The organism is Anaerococcus cruorum (assembly GCF_046365495.1).
In the GTDB taxonomy this organism is placed as follows: Bacteria; Bacillota; Clostridia; order Tissierellales; family Peptoniphilaceae; genus Anaerococcus; species Anaerococcus cruorum.
In genome coordinates this window covers 189338-214936 of record NZ_JBGMEH010000001.1, presented here as the reverse complement: position 1 = coordinate 214936, position 25599 = coordinate 189338, and the positions used below count along the sequence as shown (strand labels likewise).

The window sequence follows — 25599 nt, the reverse complement described above, 5'->3', positions numbered from 1 at the left end:
AAATTTATGGCAAATGAAGTAATGATGCAGTCCTTTGAGTGGGATACCCCAGCCGATGGCAGTTTTTATAAAAATTTAACTAAAAACGCACAGAAATTAAAAGAAAATGGTATAGATGCTCTATGGTTACCACCAATGACTAAGGGTGGATCTGATATGGATGTAGGATACGGGGCCTATGACCTATGGGATTTGGGAGAATTTGACCAAAAAGGAACTATAAGAACCAAATACGGAAGCAAAGAAGAACTCCACGAGGCCATAGACGCCCTACATGAGGCAGGAATAAAATGCTATGCTGATGTGGTTTTAAACCATAAAGGCAATGGTGATGAAAAAGAAAAATTTAAAGCCATAATGGTAGATCAAAATAACCGTAATAATGAGGTGGGTGAAGAAACCGATATAGAAGCATGGACTCATTTCACATTTCCTGGCAGAGATGGCAAATATTCTAATATGCAGTGGCATTGGTACCATTTTACAGGTGTAGATTACGATGCCTTATCAGAAACCTCAGCAGTTTATAGAATAGTTGGAGAAGGTAAATACTGGGATGATGATGTTTCCAATGAAAAAGGTAATTTTGATTATCTTATGAATAATGATATAGACCACAAACACCCAGAGGTACGCGAAGAATTATTTAAATGGGCAGATTGGTTTATAGATGAAACTAAGGTAGATGGTTTTCGTTACGATGCCTTAAAACATATATCAGAAGAATTTATCCGTGATTTATCATGCCATATAACTGATGAGCGTGGCATTGATAATTTTTATTTATTTGGAGAATTTTGGCAATATTCTAAAGAGGCTATGGCAGAATATTTAAAGTCCACATCTTACCAAGTAGATTTATTTGATGTCCCTTTACATTTTCATATGGAAGAAGCCAGCAAGTCTATGGGCAATTACGATATGAGAAAAATATTTGATAATACAATCGTAAAAGATTTCCCAGAGCAAGCAGTAACTTTTGTAGATAATCACGATAGCCAACCAGGCCAAGGTTTAGAATCGTGGGTAGAAGAATGGTTTAAAGAAATAGCCTATGCCTTAATTTTATTTAGAAAAGATGGCTACCCATGTGTATTTGCTGGAGATTATTATGGACTTTGTGGGCCAGTAAAAACAGATTCCCTTGATGAGATGATAAATAATATGATAAAAGTTCGTAAAAATTATAATTATGGCGAACAAGATGATTATTTTGATGACCCAGCAGTAATTGGCTGGGTAAGACGTGGGGATGAAGACCATAAACCATTAGCAGTTTTAATTTCTATTAGAGATATGGCAGAAAAACAAATGCATGTGGGAGAATCTGAAGCAGGAGCAACCTACGTTGATCTTTCAGGTAAAAATGAAGATATAATAATCGATGATGAAGGAAACGGAGTATTTACAGTTGGTCCAGGTGAGGTTACTTATTGGGCAAACAAAGAAACACTATGAAATATTACGCAGTAAAAAAAGGCAGAAATCCTGGGATATACACATCCTGGGATTCTTGTTTAGAAGAAGTAAAAGGCTATAGCGGCGCTATTTATAAATCTTTTAAGACCCTAGAAGAAGCCAATGAATTTATGACAGGAATAAAAGATGAAATAGAAATAGGCAAAAACGCAGTAATAGCCTATGTAGATGGGTCTTATAATCAGAAACTAAAGGTATACGGGGCAGGAGTGGTTTACATAACAGAAGGAGATGAGTTAGAACTAATGAAGTCCTTCGATGATGAGTACTACACTCACAGAAATGTTGCAGGAGAAGTAAAAGCAAGCGAACTAGCCATAGCAAAGGCCATAGAAGATGAAAAAAGCCAAATAGTAATCTACCATGACTACCAAGGCATATCTTCTTGGGCAACAGGTGAATGGAAAGCAAATAACGATTTGACTAAAGCATATAAAAAGTTTATCGAAGATGCTAGAAAAAATATAGAGATAGACTTTGTAAAAGTAAAAGGCCATTCTAATGATGAATATAATGATAGAGCAGATGGCTTGGCTAAGCAAGCTTGTGGTATAGGAGAATAAAGGTAAGAAAATCCACCTTTTTTAATTGTTATTACGTAGTAAAACTATACAATCAAAATAAGTTTTAATGAAAACTTGATTTTAAGAAAGATTTCTCCATTCCAAAGCCTTATGGCTCTTGCGATAATCGCTTTTTAAAGCTATCCGCACTACTGTTCTACTTATCGGTGTAAATATTCAAAATCAATGGATATTTACCTAGTCGGAATGACAATGTGGAGAATGAAATTAATTGATGATAATATTCTTTAAAATTGTATATTAGACAATAAAACTATTACAAAGGATTTACCTTTGTTGTCATCTCGAGCATAGTCGAGAGATCTATCTATGAGTCAGACATTCTTAAACCTTGCCACCAGACTATATTGCACAATCTCAACCTAGAAGTATACTAAATAAAGGAAATGAAGTGCTTCCTTGAATCAATTCAAAACCGCTAAATGCTGATGACTTCTGCTTTTGCAGGGGTTGTCAGCTTTTTTATTACAATTTATTAAAAGGAGAGGTTATGTTAACTGACATTGCTATTATTTTTATTTTTGGTATCTTTATGGCCTATATTTTTGAAAAAATTGGTCTGGCTCCTATTATTGGTATGCTTATTGCAGGTATTATTATCAGCCCTAATCAATTAAATTTTGTAAGTGATGATATTATAAATTTGTCTACTGATTTAAGGCAAATTGCTTTGGTTACCATTTTAACTCGTGCAGGTCTTGCTTTAAATTTTGATAAACTAAAAAAAGTAGGGCGTCCTGCTATTCTGCTAAGTTTTGTACCGGCTAGTATAGAAATGCTTGGAATTATAATTTTTGCTAAGAGATTTTTTCCTATCGATACAATAGATGCTGGCATTATGGCCGCAGTTCTTGCTGCTGTAAGTCCTGCTATTGTAGTACCTCGCATGATAAAATTAATTGATGAGGGATACGGAGCGGATAAAAATATTCCTGAGATGATTTTAGCTGGAGCAAGCGTAGATGATGTTTTTGTAATTGTATTTTTCTCATCATTTTTGGCCCTTAGAACAGGTGGAACCCTTTCTGCTATGAGCTTTTTAAACATACCTATTTCTATAATTACTGGAATATTACTAGGAATAGTTGCGGGAAAGATATTAGCTATTGTTTTTGAGAAAATTAAAGTTAATGATATATATAAAGCTATGATTTTTATTGGAATTTCATTTTTAATGCTTAGATTACAAAATGTAATAGAAAAATATATAGCTTTATCTGCCCTCATATCAATTATGACAGCAGGAATTACTGTTAATAGAAAAAATACCAAACTTGCCACCAATTTACTAGATTCTTATAACAGATTATGGAAAGTTTTTGAATTATTTTTATTTGTCCTTGTAGGTATTTCGGTTGACTTGGCCTATGTAAGAGAAGCTGGATTTTTAGCTGTAATTTTAATATTAATTGGCCTTATTTTTAGAATGATTGGTGTAAATATTTCTTTGATAAAAACTAACTTAAATAAAAATGAAAGGCTATTTACTTCCTTTGCTTACTTACCAAAGGCAACTGTTCAAGCGGCTATAGGTCCTGTGGCCCTGCAAATGGGCCTTGATAGTGGTAATCTAATCTTATCTGTATCTGTAATAGCTATTTTACTTACAGCACCTCTTGGCGCGATACTTACTGATAAAACTTATAAAAAGCTATTAAAAAAGAGTTAGCATATGCTAACTCTTAATTATTTTTTTCTTCTACTCTTTTTACTTCATCAGCTAATTTTAAATAATAATTTTGAGCAACTTCTAGTTCAAATAAACTTGAATCATCAAAGTAGGCTTGCATTTCATCTATTAAATTTGCAAGCTTTTCATCTTCACCGTATTGATCTTTTAAATCTGATGCGCGTTCTACAAGTCCGTTTATTCTGTGGATAAGACCCATCATTTTACCTTCACGGTCATTTTCGGTTAAAAGTTCTCTTAAAGTCCATTTGATATTATTTTCTGTTTCCCCAGCCTTGTGTTGGATAGCTAGACCAGCTTGTCTCATTTCATCTAAGAAAGCAAATAATTGGTCGCGATCAAAATTTTCAAAGAGGATAAAAGGAAAATCTAGACTTGGATCATCTTCAAGCTTTTCATCTCTTTTTTCATAACCTTCATGGCCTACTAGATATCCTACATATTGGTCTATATCTTCTTTTTCTGCACGGACAATTTTAACGCTATTTCTCAGTGCAAGAAGTTCAAATTTTTCCATATCATAATTTTCATCTACATTATATAATAAAACTTTTGCCATAATACCTCACTTTTTATAATAACTATACTTATCATTTAAATGATAAACAAACTGGGCTTTTGGGTATAAGTAATAAAAATAAGAGAGCATTACGGAGGAGCTATGGCTATTATGACAACAAATCTATACGATAGAGAAGATTATAAATTAAAATTAAAACAAATAGAAAATTTACTAAGACAAGCAAAGGATGTTGAAAGTCAATTACAAAGAGCAGAAAAGAAAATAGATGGTAAATATGATTATCCATCCCACGGACTACTTAGAGGCAATTTCTTTGGAAACTTTTTAAGAGGTAACAAAGTAAGTGCGGTAAATAATAATGTAGATCGTGCCCAACAAGCCTTATTAGACTTTCATGCAAACTTATTATTATTTGATGAAAGACTAGCAAATAAAATTTCTCTACCAAGCAAAATGAGTGAATTTTCTTCTGTGGAGGGTAAGGCTTCTGATATTGCAGTTAGAACAAATATGCGTTTAAAAGAATTTGATCTTACAAAATCTAAACGCACTATTCAAACTATTATAAGAAGACTAGAAAGTGAAAAGAAAAAAGCAAGCTACGAAATCTCAAAAGAAAGAGAATTAGCTGAATATCAAAAAGATGAGAATAAAGGCTCATTAAAAAAATAACTGCAAGCTATCTTGCAGTTTTTTTAATATATCTCTAGGTTATTGGATAAAAGTTTTTCAATAGCATAACCTACTCCTGATTTGAGATTACTTTTAGTTATGAAATCAGCATGAACTTTAAGTTCTGGAACGGCATTGGCCATAGCAACAGCAAAACCTGCTTGTTCAAGCATAGGAATATCATTTCTTTCATTGCCTATACTCATTATTTCATCTTGGATAATTCCAAGGTCTTTGGCCATCGCTCTTATAGCATAGCCTTTGTTAGTGTTTTTGTTCATAACCTCAATTAAAAATGGAGCGGTTTTTACAGCATAATAATTGTCAGTAAGCTCTTTAGGCATATTTTTATAAAGTCTATCCATTTCAGTTTTTTTGCCCATGATTAGTATCCTACCAAAAGTCTTATCTTCTTTAAAATCATCATAATGAATGATTTGTAAGGGAAGTTTAGAGATTTTGGCATCTATTCTAGTATAAATATTTGGTTTGGCATGTCTAGTATAAAAACTTTTATGATCCATTGCTGATATCTGCACATCAAAATCTTTTAATAAATCATCTAAGATTTTTAAATCAATAGGGTTTTGATAGGTACCTGAAATGGGCTCATGAGTGTAGTTATCAAAAATATAAGATCCGTTTTGGCAAACAGTAAAATTACCCTCCTGATTTAAATTTAATTTATTAACTAGATCCTTCATTCCTGAATAGGGTCTACCAGAAGCAAGGGCAATATGAACACCAGCATCTCTAGCCTTTTTTATAGCGGTAATATTTGTTTTTGTTAGTCTTTTTAGTGGTGTAACTAAAGTTCCATCCACGTCAATGGTTATTAGTTTTATCATAAGGCTATTATATTATATTATCTACTTTAGTAAAAGGTAAAAATACTTATGATATAAAAATAAGCAAATATTTATAATAAATGAAATAAAATGAATACTTTTTCCCAAACTGGGTAAATTAATTAATAATGACTAAATAATCGCATATTAAATGTTAAATATTTATTTTAATCATAAATGTTTGACAACGATTTGCAAACGATTTATAATGTACTTAAAGATACAAAATAAACATAGTTGTAAAGTAATTGCGATTTGTATCTATATTATTTGAAAATTCAATAGGAGGAATTTATGATTATTGGAGTACCTACAGAAATTAAGAACAATGAAAGTCGTGTTTCTGCAACACCAGGAGCAGTATCAGAGTTTGTAAAAAACAAGCACGAAGTTTATGTTCAAAAAGGAGCGGGCCTAGGTTCTGGTATTACAGATGAAGAATACAAAGAAGCTGGAGCAACAATCCTAGATACAGCTGAAGAAGTTTGGGATAAGGCTGAAATGATTTATAAGGTTAAAGAACCAATTGAAAGCGAATACAAATACTTTAAAGAAGGTCAAATAATCTACACATACCTACACTTATCAGCTGACCCAGAGCTAACAAAACAATTAGTAGATAAAAAAGTAACAGGTATTGCCTTTGAAACAGTTCAAAAAGGTCGCTTACTTCCACTTCTAAAACCAATGAGTGAAGTAGCTGGTAGAATGGCTGTTCAAGAAGGTGCGAAATTCCTATTAAAAACAAACGGCGGTAAAGGTAAATTATTAAATGGCGTACCAGGTGTAGCACCAGCATACGTTGTAGTTATCGGTGCAGGTACAGTAGGATCTGCAGCTACAAAAATTGCCGTAGGTATGGGAGCTAGAGTAAAAGTTCTTGATGTAAATGTAGAAGCTCTTGCTAAACTTGAAGAAATTCACGGTTCAAAAATTGAAACTGAATACTCAAACCCACTAAATATCGAAAAAGCTGTTAAAGATGCTGACCTAGTAGTTTCTACAGTACTAATTCCAGGACGTAAAGCTCCACAATTAGTAAAAGAATACATGGTTGAAGAAATGGAACCAGGTTCAGTAATCGTAGACGTTGCAATCGACCAAGGTGGTTCAACAGATATTACAAAAGGTCACCCAACAACACACGATGATCCAGTATTTGTAGAACATGATGTAATCCACTACTCAGTAGCAAACATGCCAGGAGCTGCAGCACTTACAGCAACATACGCATTATCAAATGCTACAACAAGATACGGGGTACAAATCGCTAACTTAGGAGCTTTAGAAGCGGCTAAGAAATTCCCAGAACTAATCCCAGGAATCAACACACACGATGGATATGTAACACTTGAAGGTGTGGCTGATGATCTTGGTTACGAATACAAAGACCTTGGACTTAAATAAGAAATTTAATGAAAATTAATAATTAGCAAACAAAGGACACGCATGTCGCGTGTCTTTTGCGCTAATTAGATATAAATAATATATTAACAAAATCTTACTGGAGGATATATGAAAACGTTTATCGAACTTGTAGGTTCGCTAAGTGACTTTCTATGGGGGATACCTATGATTATAGTCATGCTTTTAGGCGGATCATTTCTAATCTATAAGACTCGAGCCTGGGTTTTTAAAAACTTTGGCTATATATTTAAAAACACATTTGGTAGATTATTTGAAAAATCAGAAGCAACTGAAGCAGATGAGAAATCGATTTCACCAGTTCAAGCTGTATCTACAGCCCTTGCGGGAACTATAGGAGCAGGAAATATAGTAGGTGTTGCCACAGCTATTAAACTAGGAGGTCCTGGTGCTATATTTTGGTTATGGGTTGCTGCTTTGGTAAATATGACTACAAAATTTGCTGAAATTACACTTGCAGTTGCTACTCGTGAAAAAGATGAAAACGGCGAATTTTCAGGTGGACCTATGTACTATCTAGAAAATGGTCTAAATATGAGATGGCTTGCAATTTTATTTTCTGTCTTTGGAGCAATAGCTATCCTTGGTACTGGATCTCTAGTCCAGTCAAATGCTATGGCAAACTCAATTCATACACTTACAGGCCTAGACCTTAGAATAATTGGTATTGCCATTATGATTCTTATGATTGTAATAATCATAGGTGGTATCAAAAGAATCGGGGCCTTTGCGGAAAAAATTGTGCCTTTGATGAGTGTTTTATATCTAGGTGCAACTGTAGTTATTTTAGTAATCTATAGGAAAGAACTTCTTCCAACTCTGGGATATATAGTAAAAGATGCTTTTCAGCCAACCGCAGCTGTGGGTGGGTTTGCAGGAGCAACAGTTCTTATAACTATCCGTCATGGTTTAGCTCGTGGAATATTTTCTAATGAAGCAGGTCTTGGATCAGCACCTATGGCCCATGCAGCAGCCCATACCGATCACCCAGTGCGTCAAGGAATGTGGGGAGCTGTAGAAGTATTTGTATCATCAGTTTTAATTTGTACAATGACAGCTCTTGTAGTAATTTGTTCAGGTTTATGGACAGATGCAAATATAGATGCTAACAAATTAACAGCGGCAGCCTTTGAAAAAGCCTTGCCAGTTGGTGGAGAAATGCTTGTAAGTATAGGTCTAATGTTCTTTGCTTTTACAACACTTGTTTCTTGGTACTATTATGGAGATAAATGTATATCTTATATTACCAAATCAAAAGCGGTACGTAGCATCTATAGATTAGTTTATATAATATTTTCTGTTGTCGGATCACTAGGTGGACTTAAATTTGTATGGTCAATCTCAGATGTGGCTAATGCTCTGATGGTAATACCAAACTTTATAGGTTTGATACTACTTTCAAAGCAATTAGTATGGCTTGTTCGTGACTTTAATAAACACTACAAAGGTAAAGGCAAACTAGGTAATTACGACTGGACCTTTGATAACCACTGGGGAGCTGTATTTAACAGAAGAAAAGTAAAAGAAACCCAAGTTTACGAATCATACGATTATGACGATAACTAGGGTACAATCTCCCTATGGAGCTTAATAAAAAAAGATATAGGGATTTGGATACCTATTATAAAATTAAATATCAGAAAAAAATTATTAAACTCCCACTCGATGGCGGCTTTACCTGTCCCAATCGAGATGGGAGTTTATCTTTTAAAGGGTGTATCTATTGTTCAGATGATGGAGCAGGCGAATGGACTTATAAGTCAGCAGGAGATATCAAAAATCAAATTGCTTACCAAAAAAAGATTTTATCTAAAATTAGTCGCAAGGAAGGGTATATAGCCTATTTTCAAAACTTTACCAATACCTACGGGGATGTTGAAAAAATGCGTGAAATGTTTTTTACAGCAATAAATGAACCTGATGTTGTAGGCTTATCCATTGCAACAAGGGCAGATTGCTTGCCTTATGATGTTTTGGACTTACTTGATGAATTAAATCAAAAAACAGACCTTACAGTAGAACTTGGCATGCAAAGTGTAAATGAAAAAACTATAGATTTTATAAATAGAGGTTATGACCACAAGATATTTGACCAGGGAGTAGATAAACTAAATAAACTTGGTATAAAAACCATAGCTCATACTATAATAGGCCTGCCTGGCGAAGATGAAAAAGATTTTCTAAATAATATTTCCTACATCAATAAAAAAGACTTATGGGGAATCAAGATCCATAACCTATATATAGAAAATGATAGCTATTTAAAATATTATTACGAAAAAAACAATATCAGATACAATATGACTAAGGATGATTATGCAAATATAGTTGTAGAAATGCTTAGAAATCTTAAAGCAGATGTGGTAATTAATAGGCTAACCGGAGATGGAATAAAAGAAAATATAGCCTACCCAGCATGGTCAAAAAACAAGGGAGCAGTGTTAACGACAATAGATAAGATTATGAAATCTGAAGATTTTAGTCAAGGGGGCTTGTTTAGCTAAAACTAGATAAGTTTCTTTTTTTGCTTAATAATTAGGTGGACCTAAAATAATACTTTACAAATTAGAAATAAAGTATTATAATACTCTTAAAATAATTTAAGGAGGGCTTAATGTACAAAAAAATATTATTATTTATGATTGCATTGCTAAGCTTTACAGCATGTAGTGCTAACAAAGAAGTAAGCGAAACTGAAAATGTCAGTAAAAATGAAGTAGAAAGTAAGGATGATAATAAGAAAAATATCACAGCTACAACTACTTTTATTGCTGATATGGTAAATGAACTAATAGCTGATAAGGCAAATGTAGATACGATAATCCCAGCGGGAGAAGACCCACATGTTTATGTGGCTAAGCCAGAAGATTATAACAAAATTACAGATGCTGATCTAGTTTTATATCATGGTTTAAATTTTGAAGGAAAAATGGTGGATGCTCTTGAAAGTTCAGGATATGCAGTAGCGTCAACTTTTGATAAAAATAAATTAGGTGAAATGGAAGAAGATGAGGGGACAGTAACAGATCCACATTTTTGGTTTGATATTAATCTATACAAAGAAGCATTTACAAATACTGCAAATAAATTAAAAGAACTTTATGCATCGGATGATAAAATGCTTAAATTAATCGATGAGAATTATGACAGATATATCAAAGAACTTGATAACTTAGATAAGTATATTGCAGAAAGACTCAATGAATTACCAGATGGGGACAAATATTTAGTCACTCCTCATGATGCTTTCAATTACTTTTCAAGAAGATATAATATATCAGTTATTGCCCCTCAAGGAATAACAACTGAATCAGAAGTTTCAAACAAAGACTTGGAAGATACTGCACAATTTATAGCTGATAAAAAAATAAAAGCAATTTTTGCTGAATCTACTACCAATCCAGAAAGAATGGAAAAACTAGCAGATATTGTCAAATCAAAAGGATTTGAAACAAAGGTTGTACAAGGAGATGGTAAAGAATTATTCTCTGACTCATTAGCTGAAAAAGGACAAAATGGAGATAATTTTATTGATATGTATAAGCACAATGTAGATTTGATTGTTGATAATCTAAAGTAGGAAATTATGAGAAATGCGATAGAAGTTAAAGATTTAAGTGTATCTTACGGAAAAAACAAAGTATTAGATAATGTGTTCTTAGATATTCCCTTACAATCTAGGACTGCAATAATCGGAGCTAATGGTGCTGGGAAATCCACTTTTATAAAATCAATATTAGGCTTAATCAAAAAAGAAAAAGGTGATGTCAAGATTTTAGGTAATGACATAAAAAGCACAAAGCAAAATGTAGCCTATGTTCCACAAAAAGATTCTGTAAATTGGGACTTTCCAATAAGTGTTTATGATGTAGTTATGATGGGGAGATATCCCCACATGAAATCATTCGCAAAAGCTGATAAAAAAGATCGTGATTGTGTAAATGATGCTTTGAATGAAATGGGAATCTTAGACTTAAAAAATAGACAAATTTCAAATCTATCAGGTGGTCAAAAACAAAGGGTGTTTTTGGCTAGAGCCTTAGCTCAAGATGCTGCTATTTATATCCTTGATGAACCCCTAACGGGAGTAGATGTAAAAACTGAAGATATTATAGCTGATGAATTTAAAAAAATGCAAGAGATGGGAAAGACTGTCCTTGCAGTCCACCATAATATATATACACTAGAAAAGTACTTTGATAATTTGGTGGTTTTAAACAAAGATATAAAATATTCTGGCAGTCTTTACATTGATAATATAAAAGATGAAATTGATAAGGGATTTAGGAGTTAGATATGATTGATCTATTTAAGCTATATTCCTTTCAAATAGTTGTAGTGGGAATCACTCTTCTAGCTTTAGCATCATCTCTTATTGGAACTATTAATATTTACAAGAATCAATCACTAATAGGGGATGCCCTAGGTCATTCTACTTTACCAGGTATCATAATAGCCTTTATGCTAACTTCCAAAAAAGATCCTACTACTCTCCTTTTTGGATCTGTAATAAGTGCAACAATAAGTTATTTTTTGATAGATTACTCAAATAAAAATTCGAAAGTAGGTGCGGATGCTAATATGGCGATTTACTTATCTGGTTTCTTTGGATTGGGTTTGCTTTTAAAATCCTATATCCAAGCTAATCCTTCCTTTGCCAATGCAAGTAAGGCTGGACTGGATAAATATATTTTTGGTCAGGCTGCATATCTAAGAGAGGCTGATATTTTTTTGATATTGATAGCCTTTCTATTATGCCTCGGAATAATGATAATTTTCTATAGGGACATAAAGTGTTATTTGTTTGATAGACAATTTGCGAATCAAATCGGGATTAATACGAAATTCCTAGATTATCTACTATTGTTTTTGACTATATTAGTAATTGGAGTTGGAATTAAAGCTGTAGGAGTAATTCTAATTAGTTCACTATTAATTATTCCTATAGTTACAGCAAAAAAAATCGGTAATAGCTTCTTAAAAGTTATCGGATTGTCAGCATTATTTTCAATAATAACATCCGTTTTGGGTAGCATGGTATCCACCACATACAAGGGTTTTTCTACAGGTCCATCAATAATAATTTTTCAAGGGCTAATTTTTGTTATAGTAACAATAGGTAAAACTTTATTAAAAGGAGCTGATACAAAATGATAATATCTCTATTACTATTAATATTAACATCCATATCTTGCTCTTTATTAGGCGCTTTCCTAGTGCTTAGAAGAGTATCAATGCTCACAGATGCGATTAGCCATACAGTATTACTAGGTATAGTTTTGGCTTTTTTTATAATACCGGACTTATCATCTCCTTTTTTGATATTAGGTGCATCGGCTATGGGATTTCTCACAGTATTTCTGGTTGAATTTCTAGGTTCAAAAGGTGTGAGTAAACATGATGAAGCAATTGGCGTAGTATTTCCAATACTATTTTCTGTTGCGATTATTTTGATAAATATATTTTTTAGAAATGTTCATTTGGATTCAGATATGGTTTTAGATGGAGAAGTATTATTTGCATCCTTAGTAAAAATAGATATATTAGGATTTAAGTTAACACAGGCGATTTTTTATCAAGTAATTTTACTTATAGTTATATTAATTTTTATAATATCCCAATTTAAAAAATTACAAATTTCAACTTTTGATTCAGAATTTGCATATTTGATTGGAGTGCCTACTACACTTATATTTTATATGTTGATGGCATTTACATCAGTATCTGCAGTGACATCCTTTACTAGTGTTGGGGCTATACTTGTCATCTCCTTTTTTATAGGACCAAGCTCAACTGCTCTTTTATTTAGTAAAACATTAAAGCAAACTCTAATATTCAGCAGCCTTATTGGAAGCATAAACGCAGCAATAGGATTTTATTTAGCATTAAGTTTAAATGTATCTATAGCAGGTACTGTAGCTGCTGTAAATATGTTAGTCTATCTAGTCCTACTAAGCATAAAGAAGTATACTATTGTTAACAAACTTAACAAGAAAGTTAATGCTAGTAAGGACATGGTAGTAAATGAGAACTTTAAATCCACAAAAAGACGAATATCTAATAACAATATTTAAATTAATGGGAGAATCTGAGAAGGTTACTAATAAATTAATTAGCACACATTTAGATCTGGCTCCTTCTTCTGTAACTGAAATGCTAAAAAAATTGAAAAAAGAAGGTCTGGTAAGCGATGACAAAGATAATATTCTTACAGACAAGGGTATAAAATACACCAAAAAATTACTCTCCAAACATAGACTATGGGAATATTTTTTAGAAAAAGAGCTTAAATTTTCATGGAAAGAAGTGCATCCCATTGCAAGTGACCTACAATCAGTTACCAATGAATCTCTTTTAGAAAAATTAAATGCTTATTTAGGGTATCCGGACTACTGTCCACATGGATCGATAATTTTTATAAACAATGAAGAAACTCCCAAAGACCTATTTAAAATGAGTGAGGCAATTCCCGGTAAATCATATATAATCAGAAGAATTAGGGATGACAAAGATTTGTTAACCTACTGCGAATCAATGGGGATAAACATAGCTGATAAAATTCAGTTTGTTGACTTTGATAACTTTGACAAGACAGCTATAATTAGGATAGATTCAATTGAAAAAAGAATATCACCAAAGGCATGTGGCGATATTTACTTAAAAGAAGTTTAAATTTAAATAGAAAGGAACTTATGGAAAGAAAATTAGATGACAAATATTTTATAAATACTTTTGATGAAGATACAAAGATTTATAGCAAAAAAGAAAATACTCTTTTACTAATAGTTGATGAGCAGCCAAGACTAATGAATGCTCTAGAAGGTGGAGAAGAAACAGTACTAAATACTATAGCTTTAATCAAAGCCTTTGAAAAGTACGATATGCCAATCCTTGCAACAGAGCAATATCCAAAAGGTTTGGGATCTACAGATGAGAGAATCCTAGATTTAATAGATCAAAAAAATATTTTTGAAAAAACTATCTTTGATGCTGCAATCCCAGAAGTGTTAGACTTTATTGAAAAAAATAATATCAAAAAAGTAGTAATAGCAGGGGCGGAGGCTCATATCTGTGTTTACCAAACAACAAGAAGCCTATTAAATCTAGGTATAGATGTATTTTTAGCAAAAGATGCCCTAGCAAGCTTTAAAGAAAACCAAAAAGAAGAGGCTCTTAAAACATTAAGAGAAATGGGTGCAGTAAGAACAGAAACAGAAACTCTCCTATTTGACCTAGCAAGAGACTCAAAAGATCCTAATTTTAAATTTATATCAGGTCTTGTTAAGGAAATGAGAGCAAGATAAAAAAGAGCCTCTGGGCTCTTTTTTTTATTATACTAAATTTTTAGCTACTATTTATTTATTTTATAAAAAATCATTCTTATCAGTGCTCCGCTATTATCGTTGTTATGGTAATTACCCAATTTGAGTTCTCCATTATTGATTTTTAGAAGCTCATCTACCATAGCCAAACCAAGTCCGTGGTTTGTTTTATCTTTTTTTGTGGTTAGATATTTTTTAGGAGCTTGGTTTAGGATTTCTTGTTTAAAACCTGCGCCTTGGTCTTTTATTGTTATTTGGTAGAAATTTTCTTTGTTTTCAAATGTTATATAAATGCTGCTATCTTTAGGACTATTCTCTGTAGCATTTACTATTATATTTTGAATAGCTACTGCTATTTGTTCTTTATCCAATTTTATTGTTGATGGCTCCAATTTTGTAACTATTAGATTTATATTTGCATTCTTACATATAGAACTTGCAATGTTTATCCAATAATTAATTGCATTTTCATCTACTAATTGAGGATTATTTATCATATTTTTAGAAAAATTGGTTAGCTTTTCAATATAAATATCTAAGCGCTCTATACCAGTTTCTATATCATTTATATATTCTAATTGGTCAGGGCTGCTTTCTTCTTTTAAAAGCTCCGTATTGCCTTTTATTAGGGTAATAGGTGTGCGAATATCGTGGGTTATTGCTTCTATTAGATATTTTTGATTTTTTTCTATATGCCATTGATCATTTAAGGATTTTTTTAAATCTATGGCCATGGCATCTAAGGAATCTAGCACTCCAGCAATTTCTATATATTTGGAATCTTCTGATTTAAAATCTAGATTCATATTTTTAATTTTCTGGTTGGTTTTTGAAATTTTTTCTATTTCATTTTTTATAATTTTTATCGATTTTCTAACTAAAATAATAAATCCTATAAGCCAGATTATAAATGATAGAAAAATATAAAGAAGTTCTATATTATTTATTTTATGATATGCCTTTTCTGATGCTAAGATAGGGGATATTTGGTAGGATAAAATCAATGTTTCACTATCTTTGGTCAGTTTTTTAAAATATTTATTATTAAAAGGCAAGTTTGAATTTGCTAATCCCGTTTTTTCTGCTTGGTCTACATAGTCTTTATATTTATTATCAATAGTATTTGCTACTATTTCTCCATTTTTTAGATATTTATAATCAAAATAAAAGGGGATGTTTTTAGGAGTAAAGTTATCTTTTTCAAAACTTTCTTCTACTTTTGAAATATTCACCTCTGCATAATTTGCAGGATAAATATATCCCTTTCTTATTAATAAAGTTATGCAAAGAATAGAAAAAATAAATATAAAAAAAGTATAAATTATCTCAAAAACTGCATATTTTGTTATAAGTCTACCTAAAGATTTTCTATTTCCCATTTATATCCCACTCCCCAAATAGTTTTTATAGGGTTTACCTTGTATTTTCCAAATTTATTTCTAATTAGTTTTATGCGTTCGGTTATTGAAGTTTGACTATCACCATCAGCATCATAGCCATAGACAGAGGTATAAATATTTTCTTTTGTAAAAACTTGTCCTTTATTTTTTATAAGTAACTGGCATATGTCATACTCACTTTTTGTTAGATGTATTTCATCTTCGTAGCAGTAAAATTTTTTTGCTAGTAAATCACAAGAAACAGGAAAATCTAGCAGGCGATTATGTTTTTCTCTTTTTTCTCGTCTTATATGCGCTCCTACCCTTGCTCGCAATTCCTTTATTGAAAATGGCTTTGTAATGTAGTCATCAGCACCAAGGGCAAATCCTTCTAATTTGTCGTTTTCAAAATCTTTAGCTGTTAAAAGTAAAATAGGGACATCGATCATATCCCTATATTTTTCTAAAAAATCAAATCCATCCATATTGGGCATCATAATATCTAAAATTATTAAATCATATCTATTAAAGATGTTTGGATCAACAATCGATGCATCATTAAAGATATCAACTTCATATTCTTTTTTGAGAGTGTTTTTTATCAACCTAGTAAGGTCAATGTCATCATCGATTAGTAAGATTTTCATCTAATCCTCCGTTTTTTGATAAACATCCCAGTTTTTAAAAAAACCTGATGTTAAATATAGGCATATAATTGTAATAACAAGACTAAGGCCAATATATATCCAAGATATCTTTAAGCTAATGTTTGCTTGTGCTAGTAAATATAATAACTTTACAGGCCATACAAAAGGCAAGTATCTCCAGATAAGACTTCCAAGCCCGGTCGTTCCTAATAAGATTGCAGCTAAAGTTATAAAAACTCCTGCAAGAATTGATCCAGTTTGTCCAAATTTTAAATTTAGGGCTTGATAGATAGCTAGTAAGGGCAATAAGGTAAAAAATAGAACAGAGATTATAGTAATGATTTCACTAAAATTTGCTGGCTTATTTTTTATTAATATCCAAAATAATAAGAAGATTAGGATAGCTATTAAAATTATTAAAGCATATAAAATGCTAATTAGCAAAAACTTTCCTACAAAGGATTTTTTACGGCTTATGGCAAATCTTATATCATTTAAATAATAGCTAGCTTTCTTGTCTGCCTCATAGACCATTGGAACAAAAAAACTTAAAGAAAAAGTTGATAAGATTGCAAGCCCTATATAAAATCCATAGACTTCAAATCCCGTTATACTATTAGGTCCATATACATATATAGAAAATAAAAGGCTATATAAGATGGGTGCTAAAAATAAGACCCATCTTACAGGCTCTCTTTTCGTTCTCAACCAGTTTGATTTTATTATATTAAGCATTTTCTTTATCCTTTCTAAGCAAAGATAAGGCTATAAAAATAGCGAAAATTACAAAACTTAAAACGATAGCTATAGGTATCACTTGGGCATTCCATAATTTTGATCCTTTTTCTAAAAAAGTTCCGTTGGGATGGACTCCGATAACAGGAGCTAGCATCCTTAAACTATAGGAGTGAGGATAAAATTTCCACATATTACTAGTAGCAAGGATTGGTGAAATTAGTGACATGATAAAGTTTAAGATAATAACTACAAAGCTTTTATTAACAAAACTCATCAGTAAAAATGAAAAACCAACAATAGCTAGAGATCCGGCAAATAAAACTAATCCAGCCTTAAATACTAGACCTAAACTTATATTTTTTCCTAAGAGTAATCCACCTATTAGATAGGTTATAAGAGATGATAGGAGTATTATTACAAAAAGTTCTAGGATAACTACTAGGGCTTTGGCAAGCTTTATTTTCTTATTATCTAAGCCCAAACTTTTTTGTAAATTTAACTGACCTTGTTTTTCTTTGTTTAATATATTTGTAGTAAGCAGGCTGATTATTATAGGTAGGATTAGTATGGGAAACCAGTTAAAGGTGGTTGCTATTAGATAGCTCTTACCTTCTGGATCTGGTGCCATCAAACTACCCATTATTAGGTTAAATATCAAAAATCCTATAGGAACTATTAGGAGTAATTTAAAATTTGCAGATCTTTTTTCTTTTATAAGTTCAGCTTTTAAAATATTTACCATATTAAAAACCTTCCCTTTTTACAATATCCATAAATAAATTTTCTAAGTGTGCGCTGCCCTTATCATTTTGGCCTTCGTAGGCTAGTTTTCCATTTACTATTATGCCAACCTTATCTGCTACTTGGTCAACTTCACTTAGGATATGACTAGAAATTAAGACTGTAATTCCATTATTTGTGAAAGATTTTATAAGTTCTCTAAGCTCCGCTATACCCATTGGGTCTAGTCCATTTGTAGGCTCATCTAGGATTAAAAGTTTTGGATTGTTAATAAGAGCCATAGCAATACCTAGCCTTTGTTTCATACCTAAAGAAAATTCGCGGGCCAGTTTATTTCCAGTATTTGTGAGATTTACTGTAGCAAGAACTTCTTCTATCCTATCTTCATTGATATTTAAAAGGGTAGTTAAAACTCTTAAATTTTCAACTGCTGTTAAGTTTGGGTAGATAGCTGGATTTTCAATGATAGAACCTATCTCTGCTAAGTCATTTTGAAAAATTTGATGTCCTTTATAAATAATTTGACCAGAACTTGGTTTTATTACTTGGGTTATAAGTTTTAATAAAGTGGACTTTCCGGCACCATTTGGTCCTAAAAGACCATATACCTTTCCTTCTTCCACATTGATTGAAACATTATCAAGAGCTTTAAATTTTCTGTATTCTTTACTTAAATTATTAGTTTGAATTATATTTTTCATTATTTTCCGCCTTTCTATAAGTGGATTATAAAATATAAAAATAACTAAATTATAACTAAAAATAAATAGACCAATCCCTAGTTTTCCACTTGTGATTAAACTTTTAAAAGTGGTAAAATATAAGTATTAGATGATAAAAGACAAATTTATTTTATAAATAAATTTTAAAATATAAATTTTAGAAAGAAAGGCGTTATATGAACTTACATATGGGACTTGATGTTGGGTCTACTACTGTAAAAATTGTCATTACAGATGAAAATTTTAATACCATCTATCAAGTATATAGAAGACATAAATCAGATGTTAAAGAAACTGTAAAGGCTGTTTTAAAGGAAGCCTATGACCAGTTTAAGGATGACTATATAACTATAAATGTAACTGGATCTGGTGGGATGTTCCTTGAAAAATATATGGGCATCAACTTTGTCCAAGAGGTTATTGCAGAAACTGCTGCCATTAGAAAATTTGTTCCAGAAACAGATGTTGTAATTGAGCTAGGTGGAGAAGATTCTAAGATTACATATTTATCAGGGTCAGTTGAACAAAGGATGAACTCTATCTGTGCAGGTGGTACGGGAGCCTTTATTGATCAAATGGCTGCGCTTTTAGATACCGATGCTTCTGGCCTAAATGACTTATCTAAAAATTACAAAAAAATCTATCCAATTGCTAGCCGTTGTGGTGTTTTTGCAAAAACTGACATCCAAGCTCTGATGAACCAAGGAGCAAGCCGTGAAGACATTGCGGTTTCTGTTTTCCAATCAGTTGTTAACCAAACTATTTCAAACCTTGCTTGTGGAAGACCTATTCGCGGTAATGTTACATTTTTAGGTGGCCCTCTTCACTTCTTACCAGCCTTAAGAAATAGGTTTGTGGAAACCTTAGGAGAGGAAGAAAATACATTTACAACTCCAGAAGATGCCCAACTTTACGTTGCCAAGGGTGCAGCTATCCTATCAGCTGAAAGTGACGATTATGTTTTATACAGTGATTTGATAAAAGAACTAGAAAAAGAAGCACCTGAAGATATGGAAATGACAAAAAAACTTGAACCTCTATTTACTAGCAAAGAAGAGTACGAAGATTTTGTCAAAAACCATAAAACAGATGAAGTAGTTTATGATGATATAGCAACTTACGAGGGACCAATATATGTAGGAATTGATGCTGGATCTACAACTAGCAAGATGGTTTGGATTACAGAAGATGCCCACATTATCCACGAAGACTACAGAATGAATCTTGGTCGTCCTCTAGAAGTTGTTATAAATATGCTAAAAGATGCTTACGCAAAGAAAAATCCTAAGGCTTATATAGCGTCATCCGGTATTTGTGGCTATGGGGAAGACTTTATAAAAAATGCCCTAAGTATTGACAATGGTGAGGTAGAAACAATCGCCCACTATAGAGCAGCTAAGTTTTTTAACCCGGATGTAGACTTTATTTTAGACATTGGTGGCCAAGACATGAAAGCCATGCACATAAGAGATGGGATAATAGATTCTATCCAGCTAAATGAAGCTTGTTCTTCAGGTTGCGGATCATTTTTATCAACCTTTGCAGCAAGTGTAGGTATGTCTGCAGCAGAATTTCAAGAAAAAGCACTGTTTTCTAAAGAACCAGCAGACCTTGGTAGCCGTTGTACAGTTTTTATGAACTCAAAGGTAAAACAAGCACAAAAAGAAGGATCAGAAGTAGCTGACATTGCAGCAGGTCTTTGCTATTCAGTAATTAAAAATGCTATCCAAAAGGTAATCAAAGTCCGTGATCCAAAATCTCTTGGTGACAATATAGTTGTCCAAGGAGGAACTTTCTACGGTGATGCAATTTTAAGAGCTTTTGAAAATATCACAGGCAGAAAAACAACCCGTCCAGAAATTGCAGGACTAATGGGAGCTATGGGTATGGCTCTTATTTCCCGTGACAATTCTACTGGCCAATCAAGCCTAGCGAACATAGAAGAATTAGAAAACTTTACCTACAAGCAAAAAAATGCTAGATGTGGTCTATGTACAAATAACTGCTCACTTATCATTAATATTTTCCCAGATGGTACTCGTTATGTAACAGGTAATAGGTGCGAACGAGGAGCTGGAGTAAAGAAAGAAGAGACTGCAGCAGACTTAAACATGTATAAGTTTAAAAACGACTTATTATTTAATAGAAAAACCCTAGGAGATGATGCTCGTATGGGTAAGGTTGGTCTGCCAAGAGTTCTTAACATGTACGAAGATTATCCATTCTGGCATAAATTCTTTACATCTTTAGGTTTTGATGTAGTATTATCAGGCAAATCTGATAGAAAAATGTATGAAAAAGGTATTTCTTCTATTTCATCAGAAACTGCCTGCTACCCTGCAAAACTTGCTCACGGTCATATAGAAGACTTGGCAGCAAGAGATGACTTGGATTTAATTTTCTATCCGGCAGTATTTTATGAATATAAGCAATTTGACAAGGCCCAAAACCATATGAACTGCCCAGTTGTTTCAGGATATCCTGATGTTATTAAAAATAACGTAGAATCATTATCTGGAAAAAGATATATGAACCCTTATGTATCTCTAGAAAGTGAAAAAATTATAGCAAAAAGACTTATAGAAGAGTTTGAAGGCTATGAATATAAGGGCAATATACTAACAAAAAAAGAAATTAAAAATGCCACAGCAGCAGCTTGGAATGAACTCCAAGACTACCACGACCAAATAAGAATCCGCGGTAAGGAAATAATTGATTATGTAAACCGTAACAACCTAAATGCGATTGTCCTAGCAGGACGTCCTTACCATATCGACCCTGAAGTAAATCACGGGATTCCAGAATTAATTGAAGGAATGAAAATTCCAGTGATTTCAGAAGATGCAGTTGCTTATAATATAGAGGATATAGGTAGCAAAGTTCGTGTGCTTGACCAATGGTCCTACCACGCTAGACTCTACCGTGCAGCAGAATATGTAGCAGATAATCCAAACTTACAGCTAATCCAACTAAACTCTTTTGGCTGTGGCTTAGATGCAGTAACAACTGACCAAGTAGAGGATTTATTAGAAGCTCACGGAAAAATCTATACATTACTAAAAATAGATGAAGTTTCAAACCTTGGTGCAGTTAAAATCAGGATTAGGTCTTTACTCCAAGCCCTTAACCAAAAGAAAATGGAAGGTGTTGTATTTGAAAAAGACCTAGACCGTCTAGATTATTCGACACCAGAATTTACTAAAAAAATGGTAGAAGAAGGCTATACTATTCTTGCCCCACAAATGGCCAGAGAACACTTTAGAATCCTTGCTCCAGTATTCCACCACTATGGTATGAACGTAGAATTTTTAGATACAGTAGATGAAAAAGTCTTAGACCAAGGTTTAAAATATGTAAATAACGACTCATGCTATCCATCAATCACAGTTGTGGGACAATTTATGGAAGCAGTTAATTCTGGTAGATACGATCCAGACAAGCTTGCCATAGTAATGACTCAAACAGGTGGAGCATGTAGGGCTAGTAACTATGTTGGCTATATCAGAAAAGGATTAAGAGATGCTGGCTATCCAGATATCCCTGTAATTGCAATTTCTGCCCAAGGTATAGAAACAAACTCAGGCCTTGATTTAAGAAAACCATCTACCATTCCATTTTTAAAAAGAGGATTTAGGGCAATAATCTTTGGTGATTTAATAAATAGGGTTGCCAATGCTACTAGACCTTACGAAGTAGAAAAAGGCGCTACAGATAGGTTAAAAGAAGAGTGGATAGCAAGGCTTGAAAAAGAAGCTCCAACTATGACTAGCAAAGAATACAAAAAAATTGTAGGAGAAATTGTAGAAGATTTTGATAACTTGCCAGTAAAAGATATCAAGCTTCCAAAAGCTGGTATTGTAGGGGAAATCCTTGTAAAATTCTTACCAGAAGCCAACAATAACCTACAAAAAGTTCTTGAAGCAGAAGGAGCAGAGGTAATCCTTCCAGACCTTACAGACTTCTTTATGTACTGCATGAAAAACTCAGAGCTTAAAGCAGACCTCTATGGTAAAAGTAAGATGGGAGCAACAGTTGGTAAAATTGGTATAAGCATTGTAGAACAATATAGAAAACCAGTTAGAAAAGCTTTAAAAGAATCAAAAAGATTTAACGAACCAGAATATATTGACCAAATTGTAGAATATGCTAAAGAAGTAACAAGCCTAGGTAATCAAGCTGGTGAAGGTTGGTTACTAGCCGGTGAGATGATAGAACTAATCCACCAAGATGCACCAAATATAGTTTGTATCCAACCATTTGGATGCCTACCTAACCACATAACAGGAAAAGGTGTTATGAAAAAAATTAGGGAAGAATATCCTGAGGCTAATATCGTAGCCATAGACTATGACCCAGGTGCTAGTGAAGTAAACCAAATCAACCGTGTTAAACTAATGATGAGCCAGGCACGTGATGCTATAAAGCAAAAAGAATTAGCAGAAAAATTATAAGAAAAAAAGAGAGAGTAACATCTCTCTTTTTTAATACACAAAACTTGGTATAATAGGATACTAGGAGAGTAGAATTAATGAAAGTAAAAAGATTTTTTATAAGCCTTTTGGTTGTGCTTTTAGGATTTTTTGGAACAAAATTTATCCTTGATAGAATAAATGCCAACCAAGAAGAACTAACCTACAAAGACATACCAAATTATGATGACAACGCAGTAAAGACAGCAGATGGACAATACCTAATACTCTTAGTTGGGGTAGATAAAAACGGCGATGATGATGACAACACCGACTTTACCCGTACAGATACCATTATGCTTTTAAAAGCAGACACCAAAACTGGGACGATGGATCTTTTAAGTATCCCAAGAGATAGCAGGATAAAAATCCGAGATAAATTTGACAAGGTAAACCACGCCCATGCCTATGGGGGGATAGAACTTACCATGCAAACTCTAAGAAGTTTTTTAGGCCTTGATATAGATTATTATGTCCAAATAAATTACCAAGCACTGATAAATATTGTCGATGCCCTAGGTGGAGTAGACTATGATGTGCCAGAAGGAGTTAGCATTGATAAGGGAAAAGTTCAAATAAAGCCAGGGCCAAACCACCTAGATGGTAATGAAGTAATGTGGTATTTAAGAACTAGAAATATCTACAACAACGGAGATATAGGTAGGGTAAATACCCAGCAAGGTTTTGTAAAAGCCATGGTAGATGAGATGGTTAAAAAATCAAAAAATATGAATTTGATGACCTTTATTACCAACTATTTACAATATGTAAAAACTAACCTGCCAATGACAGCTATCATGGATTTAGCTGGAAATATCAATAATTTCTCATCCGATAAGATGGATACCCACATAGTTCCTGGAATGGAACAAACCATAGAAGGAACAAGCTACTATATTCCAGATTATGAAAAAACTTGGCAAATTGTAGATGAATATTATTCAAGTTTTAAGCTAGAAAATTGGAAAAAAGAAGACTCTGGCTACCAAGAATACAATCATCTTGATGAAATAAAGGATGAATCATCTGATAGGGGACTTGAAGATAAGAAAAATAGCGAAGAAGAGAAAAAAGAAGAAACTCCTATGCCACAAACAAAGACAATTGAAGAAAATAAAGAAAAAGCAGCCCCTACTCAAAATGTAAATTACAAAAAAGAAGAGAAAGTAGAGCCAAACCAAGATCCAGATATGAACCATAGCCAAGATATGCTAGATGAATCATTAAAAGAAGAACCAAATGAGGAGAAAGCTGATGAATAGTCAAAGACGTGAAAGAAAAGATGCCCATATAGAAAATTATTTAAGGAGTAAATCAAGAGAATCCACTCTTTTAGATAATGTTTATATAGAGCATAACGCCATATCTGATGTTTCCCTCGATGAGATTGATACTACTATCGAGTTTATGGGCAAAAAAATTTCTATGCCTCTTATGGTAGATGCTATGACTGGTGGTGGAAGCACATCAGTGTCTATAAATGAAGACTTATCATCTATTTGTGAGTCTTTAAATATTCCTATGGCAGTTGGAAGTGAATCTATTGCTATAACTGATGAAGAGTCGCGTGAATCTTTTGAGCTTGTAAAATATAAAGAAGATTTATTTAGGATAGGAAATTTGGGTTTTGAACGCGAATTTAATGATTTTTTATTTGCAAGAGATTTAATAGAAGCCCAAGCTATGCAGGTGCATTTAAACCTTGCCCAAGAGCTAGTTATGAAAGAAGGAGACAATTCTTATCATTCGTCCCTAAGTCTTATAACTAAGCTTGTAAATGATTTTCCATATCCAATAATTGTAAAAGAAACTGGATCTGGTATATCAAAACCAGTTGCCAAAAAACTTGTAGATGCAGGTGTAAAATATATAGATGTTGCCGGTAAGGGTGGAACAAACTTTATAGAAATAGAAGATTTAAGAGACTTTGAAGTAGACTATTCTGATCTATATGGCTGGGGGATACCAACAGCCAAGTCAATAATTGACACCAGAAGTGTATCAGACGATATTTTTGTAATTGCATCTGGTGGAATAAAAACTGCCATGGATATAGTAAAGGCAATTATAATTGGCGCTGACATGACAGCTATGTCTGGAGAAGTATTAAATTACTTGCTTCATGGAGGCTATGAAGCCTGTGAAAGTTTCTTAAAAGAAATAAACCTAAAAATTAAAATTATAATGGCCTTACTTGGAGTTAGATCAATAAAAGAGCTTAAAAATATTGATTATAAACTAACAGGCCAACTTAAAGAACTTGTAGAAGACTAGGAAAACCTGGTCTTTTTTTGTCTAAATTATTGCAATTTTAACAAATTTATTAGATAATTGAGTTGAGAAAAAGAAAGGCGGGAATT

At 32.8% G+C, this 25599-nt stretch carries 23 protein-coding genes and 1 riboswitch; of the genes, 16 read left to right on the top strand and 7 right to left on the bottom strand.

The window, feature by feature from the left end; all coding sequences use genetic code 11:
• The first annotated feature begins 6 nt into the window (after positions 1-6).
• From ACCQ40_RS01010 to ACCQ40_RS01000, 3 genes are all read left to right on the top strand, one after another.
• On the top strand, positions 7-1458 hold the full coding sequence (locus ACCQ40_RS01010) for an alpha-amylase (RefSeq protein WP_410032250.1): 1452 nt from the start codon (positions 7-9) through the stop codon (positions 1456-1458).
• Positions 1455-2042 (top strand): ribonuclease H1 domain-containing protein, encoded by a 588-nt coding sequence (locus tag ACCQ40_RS01005; protein WP_410032249.1) that lies wholly within the window; start codon positions 1455-1457, stop codon positions 2040-2042. Before ACCQ40_RS01010 ends, ACCQ40_RS01005 begins: the two co-directional genes overlap by 4 nt.
• A gap of 394 nt (positions 2043-2436) precedes the next feature.
• Positions 2437-2508, top strand: a riboswitch (Fluoride riboswitch).
• 45 nt (positions 2509-2553) lie between these two features.
• Entirely contained in the window at positions 2554-3732 is a 1179-nt protein-coding gene (locus ACCQ40_RS01000) for a cation:proton antiporter (RefSeq protein ID WP_410032248.1), read from the top strand.
• 13 nt (positions 3733-3745) lie between these two features.
• Here ACCQ40_RS01000 and ACCQ40_RS00995 read toward each other — a convergent pair whose 3' ends face one another.
• Entirely contained in the window at positions 3746-4312 is a 567-nt protein-coding gene (locus ACCQ40_RS00995; protein WP_410032247.1) for a DUF3783 domain-containing protein, read from the bottom strand.
• A gap of 102 nt (positions 4313-4414) precedes the next feature.
• On the opposite strand from ACCQ40_RS00995, the gene ACCQ40_RS00990 reads away from it, so the two are divergent.
• Positions 4415-4948: a hypothetical protein gene (locus ACCQ40_RS00990; RefSeq protein WP_410032246.1), complete on the top strand. Its 534-nt coding sequence runs from the start codon at positions 4415-4417 to the stop codon at positions 4946-4948.
• Positions 4949-4971: 23 nt separating this feature from the next.
• Here ACCQ40_RS00990 and ACCQ40_RS00985 read toward each other — a convergent pair whose 3' ends face one another.
• Complete coding sequence (locus tag ACCQ40_RS00985) at positions 4972-5796, bottom strand: Cof-type HAD-IIB family hydrolase (RefSeq protein ID WP_410032245.1); 825 nt, start codon at positions 5794-5796, stop codon at positions 4972-4974.
• Between the two features lie 294 nt (positions 5797-6090).
• Here ACCQ40_RS00985 and ald point away from each other — a divergent pair, with 294 nt between their 5' ends.
• From ald to ACCQ40_RS00940, 9 genes are all read left to right on the top strand, one after another.
• Positions 6091-7203, top strand: coding sequence for an alanine dehydrogenase (gene ald, locus ACCQ40_RS00980; protein WP_410032244.1), 1113 nt, complete (start codon positions 6091-6093; stop codon positions 7201-7203).
• 108 nt (positions 7204-7311) lie between these two features.
• Entirely contained in the window at positions 7312-8787 is a 1476-nt protein-coding gene (locus ACCQ40_RS00975; RefSeq protein WP_410032243.1) for an alanine/glycine:cation symporter family protein, read from the top strand.
• Between the two features lie 14 nt (positions 8788-8801).
• Positions 8802-9725 carry a tRNA modification radical SAM protein MnmL/YtqA gene (gene mnmL / locus ACCQ40_RS00970; protein WP_410032242.1) on the top strand — a complete coding sequence of 308 codons (924 nt, stop codon included), beginning with the start codon at positions 8802-8804 and terminating at the stop codon, positions 9723-9725.
• A 110-nt stretch (positions 9726-9835) separates the two neighbouring features.
• Entirely contained in the window at positions 9836-10801 is a 966-nt protein-coding gene (locus ACCQ40_RS00965; RefSeq protein ID WP_410032241.1) for a metal ABC transporter solute-binding protein, Zn/Mn family, read from the top strand.
• A gap of 6 nt (positions 10802-10807) precedes the next feature.
• Positions 10808-11515 (top strand): metal ABC transporter ATP-binding protein, encoded by a 708-nt coding sequence (locus ACCQ40_RS00960; RefSeq protein ID WP_410032240.1) that lies wholly within the window; start codon positions 10808-10810, stop codon positions 11513-11515.
• Between the two features lie 2 nt (positions 11516-11517).
• Positions 11518-12375: a metal ABC transporter permease gene (locus ACCQ40_RS00955; RefSeq protein ID WP_410032239.1), complete on the top strand. Its 858-nt coding sequence runs from the start codon at positions 11518-11520 to the stop codon at positions 12373-12375.
• Positions 12372-13295 carry a metal ABC transporter permease gene (locus tag ACCQ40_RS00950; RefSeq protein ID WP_410032238.1) on the top strand — a complete coding sequence of 308 codons (924 nt, stop codon included), beginning with the start codon at positions 12372-12374 and terminating at the stop codon, positions 13293-13295. The genes ACCQ40_RS00955 and ACCQ40_RS00950 overlap by 4 nt, the downstream gene beginning before the upstream one ends.
• Positions 13246-13893 (top strand): metal-dependent transcriptional regulator, encoded by a 648-nt coding sequence (locus ACCQ40_RS00945; protein ID WP_410032237.1) that lies wholly within the window; start codon positions 13246-13248, stop codon positions 13891-13893. The genes ACCQ40_RS00950 and ACCQ40_RS00945 overlap by 50 nt, the downstream gene beginning before the upstream one ends.
• A gap of 20 nt (positions 13894-13913) precedes the next feature.
• Complete coding sequence (locus tag ACCQ40_RS00940; protein WP_410032236.1) at positions 13914-14525, top strand: isochorismatase family protein; 612 nt, start codon at positions 13914-13916, stop codon at positions 14523-14525.
• Positions 14526-14572: 47 nt separating this feature from the next.
• On the opposite strand, the gene ACCQ40_RS00935 is transcribed toward ACCQ40_RS00940, so the two are convergent.
• From ACCQ40_RS00935 to ACCQ40_RS00915, 5 genes are read right to left on the bottom strand one after another with little or no spacing between them, the layout of a single operon-like run.
• Positions 14573-15922: a sensor histidine kinase gene (locus ACCQ40_RS00935; protein WP_410032235.1), complete on the bottom strand. Its 1350-nt coding sequence runs from the start codon at positions 15920-15922 to the stop codon at positions 14573-14575.
• A complete protein-coding gene (locus ACCQ40_RS00930; protein WP_410032234.1) occupies positions 15901-16569 on the bottom strand; it encodes a response regulator transcription factor in 669 nt (222 codons plus the stop codon). Before ACCQ40_RS00930 ends, ACCQ40_RS00935 begins: the two co-directional genes overlap by 22 nt.
• Entirely contained in the window at positions 16570-17304 is a 735-nt protein-coding gene (locus tag ACCQ40_RS00925) for an ABC-2 family transporter permease (protein WP_410032233.1), read from the bottom strand.
• Positions 17297-18049, bottom strand: a complete 753-nt coding sequence (locus ACCQ40_RS00920; RefSeq protein ID WP_410032232.1) for a lantibiotic immunity ABC transporter MutE/EpiE family permease subunit — start codon at positions 18047-18049, stop codon at positions 17297-17299. The genes ACCQ40_RS00925 and ACCQ40_RS00920 overlap by 8 nt, the downstream gene beginning before the upstream one ends.
• Position 18050: 1 nt before the next feature.
• The gene (locus tag ACCQ40_RS00915; RefSeq protein WP_410032231.1) at positions 18051-18749 is read right to left on the bottom strand and encodes a lantibiotic protection ABC transporter ATP-binding subunit; all 699 of its coding nucleotides are present in this window, start codon (positions 18747-18749) and stop codon (positions 18051-18053) included.
• A gap of 197 nt (positions 18750-18946) precedes the next feature.
• Here ACCQ40_RS00915 and ACCQ40_RS00910 point away from each other — a divergent pair, with 197 nt between their 5' ends.
• The 3 genes from ACCQ40_RS00910 to fni all read left to right on the top strand — a co-directional run bounded on the left by ACCQ40_RS00910 (position 18947) and on the right by fni (position 25513).
• Complete coding sequence (locus ACCQ40_RS00910) at positions 18947-23221, top strand: acyl-CoA dehydratase activase-related protein (protein WP_410032230.1); 4275 nt, start codon at positions 18947-18949, stop codon at positions 23219-23221.
• 77 nt (positions 23222-23298) lie between these two features.
• Positions 23299-24501 carry an LCP family protein gene (locus ACCQ40_RS00905; protein ID WP_410032229.1) on the top strand — a complete coding sequence of 401 codons (1203 nt, stop codon included), beginning with the start codon at positions 23299-23301 and terminating at the stop codon, positions 24499-24501.
• Positions 24494-25513 (top strand): type 2 isopentenyl-diphosphate Delta-isomerase, encoded by a 1020-nt coding sequence (fni, locus tag ACCQ40_RS00900; protein WP_410032228.1) that lies wholly within the window; start codon positions 24494-24496, stop codon positions 25511-25513. Before ACCQ40_RS00905 ends, fni begins: the two co-directional genes overlap by 8 nt.
• The last annotated feature ends 86 nt before the right edge of the window (positions 25514-25599 follow it).

What these genes read in the sequence shown, in the direction of transcription:
- ACCQ40_RS01010 (WP_410032250.1), top strand. Translation starts at nt 7, where the DNA reads ATGGCAAATGAAGTAATGATGCAGTCCTTTGAGTGGGATACCCCAGCC.
- ACCQ40_RS01005 (WP_410032249.1), top strand. Translation starts at nt 1,455, where the DNA reads ATGAAATATTACGCAGTAAAAAAAGGCAGAAATCCTGGGATATACACA.
- ACCQ40_RS01000 (WP_410032248.1), top strand. Translation starts at nt 2,554, where the DNA reads ATGTTAACTGACATTGCTATTATTTTTATTTTTGGTATCTTTATGGCC.
- ACCQ40_RS00995 (WP_410032247.1), bottom strand. Translation starts at nt 4,312, where the DNA reads ATGGCAAAAGTTTTATTATATAATGTAGATGAAAATTATGATATGGAA.
- ACCQ40_RS00990 (WP_410032246.1), top strand. Translation starts at nt 4,415, where the DNA reads ATGGCTATTATGACAACAAATCTATACGATAGAGAAGATTATAAATTA.
- ACCQ40_RS00985 (WP_410032245.1), bottom strand. Translation starts at nt 5,796, where the DNA reads ATGATAAAACTAATAACCATTGACGTGGATGGAACTTTAGTTACACCA.
- ald (WP_410032244.1), top strand. Translation starts at nt 6,091, where the DNA reads ATGATTATTGGAGTACCTACAGAAATTAAGAACAATGAAAGTCGTGTT.
- ACCQ40_RS00975 (WP_410032243.1), top strand. Translation starts at nt 7,312, where the DNA reads ATGAAAACGTTTATCGAACTTGTAGGTTCGCTAAGTGACTTTCTATGG.
- mnmL (WP_410032242.1), top strand. Translation starts at nt 8,802, where the DNA reads ATGGAGCTTAATAAAAAAAGATATAGGGATTTGGATACCTATTATAAA.
- ACCQ40_RS00965 (WP_410032241.1), top strand. Translation starts at nt 9,836, where the DNA reads ATGTACAAAAAAATATTATTATTTATGATTGCATTGCTAAGCTTTACA.
- ACCQ40_RS00960 (WP_410032240.1), top strand. Translation starts at nt 10,808, where the DNA reads ATGAGAAATGCGATAGAAGTTAAAGATTTAAGTGTATCTTACGGAAAA.
- ACCQ40_RS00955 (WP_410032239.1), top strand. Translation starts at nt 11,518, where the DNA reads ATGATTGATCTATTTAAGCTATATTCCTTTCAAATAGTTGTAGTGGGA.
- ACCQ40_RS00950 (WP_410032238.1), top strand. Translation starts at nt 12,372, where the DNA reads ATGATAATATCTCTATTACTATTAATATTAACATCCATATCTTGCTCT.
- ACCQ40_RS00945 (WP_410032237.1), top strand. Translation starts at nt 13,246, where the DNA reads ATGAGAACTTTAAATCCACAAAAAGACGAATATCTAATAACAATATTT.
- ACCQ40_RS00940 (WP_410032236.1), top strand. Translation starts at nt 13,914, where the DNA reads ATGGAAAGAAAATTAGATGACAAATATTTTATAAATACTTTTGATGAA.
- ACCQ40_RS00935 (WP_410032235.1), bottom strand. Translation starts at nt 15,922, where the DNA reads ATGGGAAATAGAAAATCTTTAGGTAGACTTATAACAAAATATGCAGTT.
- ACCQ40_RS00930 (WP_410032234.1), bottom strand. Translation starts at nt 16,569, where the DNA reads ATGAAAATCTTACTAATCGATGATGACATTGACCTTACTAGGTTGATA.
- ACCQ40_RS00925 (WP_410032233.1), bottom strand. Translation starts at nt 17,304, where the DNA reads ATGCTTAATATAATAAAATCAAACTGGTTGAGAACGAAAAGAGAGCCT.
- ACCQ40_RS00920 (WP_410032232.1), bottom strand. Translation starts at nt 18,049, where the DNA reads ATGGTAAATATTTTAAAAGCTGAACTTATAAAAGAAAAAAGATCTGCA.
- ACCQ40_RS00915 (WP_410032231.1), bottom strand. Translation starts at nt 18,749, where the DNA reads ATGAAAAATATAATTCAAACTAATAATTTAAGTAAAGAATACAGAAAA.
- ACCQ40_RS00910 (WP_410032230.1), top strand. Translation starts at nt 18,947, where the DNA reads ATGAACTTACATATGGGACTTGATGTTGGGTCTACTACTGTAAAAATT.
- ACCQ40_RS00905 (WP_410032229.1), top strand. Translation starts at nt 23,299, where the DNA reads ATGAAAGTAAAAAGATTTTTTATAAGCCTTTTGGTTGTGCTTTTAGGA.
- fni (WP_410032228.1), top strand. Translation starts at nt 24,494, where the DNA reads ATGAATAGTCAAAGACGTGAAAGAAAAGATGCCCATATAGAAAATTAT.